This is a genomic window from Trueperaceae bacterium, from assembly GCA_031581195.1.
Taxonomy (GTDB): domain Bacteria; phylum Deinococcota; class Deinococci; order Deinococcales; family Trueperaceae; genus SLSQ01.
Genome location: JAVLCF010000135.1, coordinates 1 through 5,626 on the forward strand (window position 1 = coordinate 1; position 5,626 = coordinate 5,626).

A 5,626-nucleotide genomic window follows, 5' to 3' on the forward strand; every position below is an offset into this window, starting at 1 on the left:
ACGAAGAACGCGCCCCCGGGCGGGCGGGGGCGCGTCTGGTGCCGAAGGTGGGACTTGAACCCACACGACCTTGCGGTCACATGACCCTGAATCATGCGCGTCTACCAATTCCGCCACTTCGGCGCGGTGGCGTCGCGGACGCGCGCGCCCGAGGGGCGAGGGCATCCGTGGGCGACGGACCGGGAGGATACCGCCGCGGCTCGGGGCTGTCAACGGCGTCACGGAAGCGGGCGCGCCCACCCCGAGGGGAGGGCGCGCCCGTGGAGAGGGTCCCGGGGCGACCTGCGGGCGCATCCGCGTGACGGTCGGTCCGGGAGGGGAGGGGGGTCAGTTCACGACGTCGTAGCCGGCCGCCGCCCACTCGGTGATGCCGCCGGCGACGTTGCGGACGTCGGTGAAGCCGGCCTCCACGAGGTCGCGCGAGGCCTGCATCGAGCGGCTCCCGGTGCGGCAGATGACGTACACGGGGGCGTCCTTGTCGAGGTTCGCGCGCTCGGCGGCGGCGGCGGTGTTCTGAATCAGCGGCATGAGCCGAGCCCCCTCGACGTGCCCCTGTTCGTACTCCCAGGGTTCGCGCACGTCGAGCACGACCGGGTCGCCCTCCTGCAGGGCGTCGCGGAGGTCGTGGACGGAGAGGGTGGTGAGCGGTTCGCCGCTCGCCCCGCCGAACGTCGTGACGAGCAGGGTCGCCACGATCGCCGTGGCGGCCCCGATCACGCCGATCAGGAGCGGCATGCGGGAGGACGCGGCCTTGGGCTGCGAGGAGGTTCGGTTCGCCATGCCGCCAAGATACCCGGGTGGGGTATCGGCGTCAAGCGCCGCGCCGGCGCGTCACACCAGGAACACCCCGTCGCGCTGCACGACCTCCCCATCGAGCGACAGCGTCCCCCCACGCCGCAGGTCGCGGACCAGGTCCCAATGGATCGCGCTTTCGTTCACGCCCCCCGTCTGCGGGTACGAACGCCCGAGCGCCAGGTGCACCGTCCCACCGATCTTCTCGTCGAACAGGGTGCTGCCCGTCGGCCGGTCGATCTCCGCGTTCGTGCCGATCCCCAGCTCCCCCAACCGCCGCGCGCCGTCGTCGCGCCCCAAGCGCTCGAGCAGCAGGTCCTCTCCGACCTCCGCCGACGCCTCGGTGACGACGCCCCCCTCGAAGCGCAGGCGCACCCCACGCACCTCCCGCCCCGACACGAAACTGGGGACGTCGAACGTCACGACCCCCTCCGCGCTCGCCTCGTGCGGGCCGGTGAAGATCTCCCCCGAAGGCATGTTGCGTTTGCCGTCGCTGTTCACCCACGTCCGCCCGCCGACCCGCAGCGTCAGGTCCGTCCCGTCGCCCTCGATGCGTACGGCGTCGGCGCGCGCGAAGCGCTCGATCCACGCCGCCTGCCGCGCCCCCAGCGCCCGCCACGCCGCAGCCGGGTCCGCGTCGTCCAGGTGCATCGCCCGGAACGTGAAATCGTGGAACGCATCGAGCGACATCCCGGCATCCTGCGCGCCGGCGGCGGTGGGGAACAGCGTCCCCACCCACCGCGTCGTCTCCACCCGCGCCTCGCGCACCGGGCGCGAGCGCGCCTCGAGCCGCCCCAGCACCGCCGGGTCGGCGTCCTGCAACGCCCGCCGGTTCGTCGGCGCCGCCACGCCGATCCAGGCGTCCGCCCGCTCGATCTCGAACCGCTCGAGGGCCGGGTCGCTCGTCAGGAAGCGCTCGCCGGCGCACTCCGCGAGGTCCTGCGCGTACTCGGGGTAGCTGAGGTGCAGCGCCGGAATCGCGTCGCGCTGCAGCGTGCCGCGCACCAGCGCGCGCGCCAGCGGCGTCGCCGGCGTCTCCACGTGCAGCGCGACGGTGTCCCCCGACTGCACCTCGCAGCAGTAGTCCAACAACAGGTCGGCGTACCGGACGATCCTGGGGTCGCTCATGGCCCGAGCCTACCCGCCGGACGGGTAGCATCGCGGCGTGCCGACCCCCGACGCCCCCACCGGCGAACGCCTCCAGAAGTGGCTCGTCCAGGCCGGCGTCGCCCCCTCGCGCCGCAAGGCGGAGGCGTGGATCGAAGCGGGCCGCGTCGCCGTCGGTGGCACCCCCGCGCGCCTCGGCGCGCGCGTTCCGCCCGGCACCGAGGTCCGCGTCGACGGACGCGTCGTGACCGCCGGCGAACGCGGCACGATCCTGCTCCTGCACAAACCGGCCGGCGTCGTCAGCACCGCCCACGACCCGCAGGGGCGCGCCACCGTCCTCGAGCTCGTGCCGCACGTCCCCGGCCTGCACCCCGTCGGGCGCCTCGACCGCGACAGCGAAGGCCTGCTGCTCCTCACCGACGACGGCGGCCTCACGCAACGCCTCACCCACCCGCGCTTCGAGCACGTCAAGACCTACCGCGCCTGGTGCCGCGGGGGCACCCCGCCCTCCGCCGCCCTCGCCGCCCTCCGGCGGGGCGTGACGCTCGACGACGGGCCCGCCCGCGCCGACCGGGTGGCGCCCGCGCCCGGCGGCGTGGTCCTCGACCTGCACGAGGGCCGCAACCGCCAGGTGCGGCGCATGCTCGCCGCGGTCGGCGCCCCGGTCGAACGGCTGGTGCGCACCCACGTCGCCGGCCTCGCGCTCGGCGACCTGGCCCCCGGCGCCTGGCGCCGCGCGACCTCCGAGGAACGCCGCGCCCTCGGGTATCATCCGACCCAGCGCGGCACCTGACGGCGGGCCGACCGCCCGCCCCCACCCCCCGGGCGTCCGGCACGCCCCCGCGCCCCGGAGGCTGCATGCCCGACCCCGCGAACGACCCGACGCACGCCCCTGCGACCGACACGGTCTTCACGCCCGGCGCCGGCACCGTCCAGATCGCCGAAGCGGACCTCCGCGCCCGCGTCGCGGCGCTCGGGGCGGCCATCGCCGCCGATCACGCCGGCGAACCGCTGCACCTCGTCTGCGTCCTCAACGGCGCGTTCCTGTTCATGGCCGACCTCGTGCGCGCCATCGACGCCCCCCTCACCGTCGACTTCCTCAGCGTCTCCAGCTACGGCAGCCGCACCGAAAGCGCCGGCGAAGTCCAACTCGTCAAGGACCTCGACCAGAGCCTCAAAGGCAAACACGTCGTCCTCGTCGAGGACATCGTGGACACCGGCCTCACCATGCGCTACCTGCTGCAGTACCTCGAGGGCCGCGAACCGCTGTCGCTGAAGGTCGCCAGCCTCCTCAGCAAACCCTCGCGCCGCACCGTCGACGTGCACGTCGACTACCTCGGGTTCGAGATCGACGACGCCTTCGTCTACGGCTACGGCCTCGACGTCGCCCACGCGTACCGCAACCTGCCGTTCGTCACCAGCATGACGCGCGAGGAGGCGGAGGCGGCCGGGGAGTGACCCGCCGCCGGCGCCGCACCGCGGGCCTCGCCCTCCTCGCCGTCCTCGGCGTGGGGTGGGGCGTGGGCCAGATGATGCGCGACGCCGACCCCCCGAACGTGTGGATCGAGACGCCCGCCCGCACCGAGGTCGGTGCGCCGTTCCCGGTCCGGCTCAGCGCCGACGAGCCCGCCCGCTACCGCCTCACGTACGGCGGCGCGACGCTCAGCGCCGTCGAGCAGGCCTGGACCGCGACGCCCGTCGCCGTCGCCGGCGTGCGCGAGCTGCGCGTCGTCGCCGAGGACGCCGCGGGGAACCGCACCGAGGTGCGCCGCACCGTCGAGGGCGTCACGCCCGCCGACGTCACGCCGCGCGTCGTCGGCGGCGCGCGACCGGGCGCCCCCTTCCACGTCGCTCTCGACGTCGCGCCCCCCGACGCGCCGCTGGCCGACCTCGCCGTCCGCGTGGGCGGCCGCGACCTCGTCGTGCACCGCGACGAGGGCGGCCTCGTCGCGTTCGGCGCGGTGCCGCTCCAGCGCGACGCCGGCCGCCTCGACGGCGTCGTCACCTGGCGCGACGGCCTCGACCGCGACCGCGTCCGCGCCCTCGCGGTCCCCTTCGGTCCGCTCGCCACGCCCCACCAGGACCTGAACGTCGACGCCGCCACCCTGTCGGTGATCACGCCCGAGGCGCGCGCGCTCGAGGCGGAGCGCCTCGCCGCGGCGGCCGCCGACCCGCGCGACCCGCCCCGCTGGACGTCGGCGTTCCGCCTCCCGATCGAGGGGCGCGGCACGTCGGGCTTCGCGACGTCGCGCACGTACGCGCCCGGCGGCCCGGTCAGCTTCCACGTCGGCGAGGACGTCGCCGTCCCCACCGGCACGCCGGTCGCCGCGACGAACGACGGCGTCGTCCGCCTCGCCGAGGCCCTCCCCATCAAGGGCGGCACCGTGATCCTCGATCACGGCGCCGGCGTCACCAGCCGGCACTACCACCTCTCGGCCGTCGCGGTGCAGGTCGGCGACGTGCTCGCGGCCGGCGACGTGCTCGGCGCGGTCGGCAACACCGGCCTCAGCACCGGCCCGCACCTGCACTGGGAGGTGCGGGTCGACGGCGTCCCCAGCGACCCGCTGGCGTGGGTGGACCGCACCCGCCCCTGACGACCCCCGCCGCGCCGGCCCCGCCCCCGAGGGGCTGCCCGGGGTGCTAGTCTGCGGCCTCATGAGCGAGCCCGGCGCACGCCCGCGCGTCTTCTCCGGCATCCAACCCAGCGGCGACCTGCACCTCGGCACCTACCTCGGGGCGCTGCGCCAGTGGGTCGAGCACCAGCACGAACGCGACAACGTCTTCTGCGTCGTCGACCTCCACGCGATCACCGTCCCCGAAGCGATCGACCCCGCCACGCTCAAGGCGAAGAGCCGCGAGGTCGCCGCCCTGTACTTCGCGAGCGGCATCGACCCCGACGCGAACCTCGTGTTCGTGCAGTCGCACGTCCGCGAGCACGCCGAACTCACCTGGCTCCTGAACTGCACCACGCCGCTCGGGTGGCTGCACCGCATGACGCAGTTCAAAGCGAAGAGCGAGACGCGCGAGAGCGTCTCCACCGGCCTCCTGGACTACCCGGTCCTGCAGGCGGCCGACATCCTGTTGTACGACACCGACCTCGTCCCGGTCGGCGAGGACCAGGTGCAGCACGTCGAGCTGACGCGCGACATCGCGCAGCGCTTCAACCACCTGTTCGGGGAGGTCTTCACCCTGCCCGACGCGACCGTCCCCCCGAGCGGCGCGCGCGTCATGGGGTTCGACGAGCCCGACGCGAAGATGTCGAAGAGCGTCGCGCAGGTCCGCGACCGGCACGCCGTGAACCTCCTCGACGACGAGCGGGTCATCAAGAAGACCGTCATGAGCGCCGTCACCGACTCCGGGCGGGAGTTCCGCTTCGAGCACGCCGGCGCCGGCGTCCGCAACCTCCTCGGGGTGCTGCGCAGCCTCACCGGCGAGACGTACGAGACGCTCGCCGACCGCTACGAAGGCCGCGGCTACGGCGACCTCAAGAAGGACGTCCTCGAGGCGATCCTGGAGACCGTGAGGCCGATCCGCGAACGCTACGAGGCGTACGCCGCCGACCCGGCGGAACTCGATGCGATCCTCGCCCGCAACGCCGACCGCGCCCGCGAGCACGCCGCCGCCACCCTGAAACGCGCGCAGGACGCCCTCGGGGTCGGCGCCTGACGCCCCCCTTGCGGCCCATCCCGACCCCCACCGCACGCCTGGGCGAGGGGCGCGCCGCGCG

At 74.7% G+C, this 5,626-nt stretch carries 6 protein-coding genes and 1 tRNA gene; 4 read left to right on the top strand and 3 right to left on the bottom strand.

Features of this window, described 5'->3' with window-relative positions; translation table 11 throughout:
* Positions 1-36 precede the first annotated feature (36 nt).
* The 3 genes from RI554_10250 to RI554_10260 all read right to left on the bottom strand — a co-directional run bounded on the left by RI554_10250 (position 37) and on the right by RI554_10260 (position 1,920).
* Positions 37-123, bottom strand: a tRNA-Leu gene (locus tag RI554_10250).
* Between the two features lie 204 nt (positions 124-327).
* Positions 328-780: a rhodanese-like domain-containing protein gene (locus RI554_10255; GenBank protein MDR9392396.1), complete on the bottom strand. Its 453-nt coding sequence runs from the start codon at positions 778-780 to the stop codon at positions 328-330.
* A gap of 51 nt (positions 781-831) precedes the next feature.
* A complete protein-coding gene (locus RI554_10260) occupies positions 832-1,920 on the bottom strand; it encodes an aminopeptidase (protein MDR9392397.1) in 1,089 nt (362 codons plus the stop codon).
* Positions 1,921-1,957: 37 nt separating this feature from the next.
* Here RI554_10260 and RI554_10265 point away from each other — a divergent pair, with 37 nt between their 5' ends.
* The 4 genes from RI554_10265 (at position 1,958) to trpS (ending at position 5,565) form a co-directional block, all read left to right on the top strand.
* Positions 1,958-2,692 (top strand): pseudouridine synthase, encoded by a 735-nt coding sequence (locus tag RI554_10265; protein MDR9392398.1) that lies wholly within the window; start codon positions 1,958-1,960, stop codon positions 2,690-2,692.
* Between the two features lie 65 nt (positions 2,693-2,757).
* The gene (gene hpt, locus RI554_10270) at positions 2,758-3,357 is read left to right on the top strand and encodes a hypoxanthine phosphoribosyltransferase (GenBank protein ID MDR9392399.1); all 600 of its coding nucleotides are present in this window, start codon (positions 2,758-2,760) and stop codon (positions 3,355-3,357) included.
* The gene (locus tag RI554_10275) at positions 3,354-4,493 is read left to right on the top strand and encodes a M23 family metallopeptidase (GenBank protein MDR9392400.1); all 1,140 of its coding nucleotides are present in this window, start codon (positions 3,354-3,356) and stop codon (positions 4,491-4,493) included. Before hpt ends, RI554_10275 begins: the two co-directional genes overlap by 4 nt.
* Positions 4,494-4,554: 61 nt before the next feature.
* Positions 4,555-5,565 (top strand): tryptophan--tRNA ligase, encoded by a 1,011-nt coding sequence (gene trpS, locus RI554_10280; protein MDR9392401.1) that lies wholly within the window; start codon positions 4,555-4,557, stop codon positions 5,563-5,565.
* Positions 5,566-5,626: the final 61 nt, after the last annotated feature.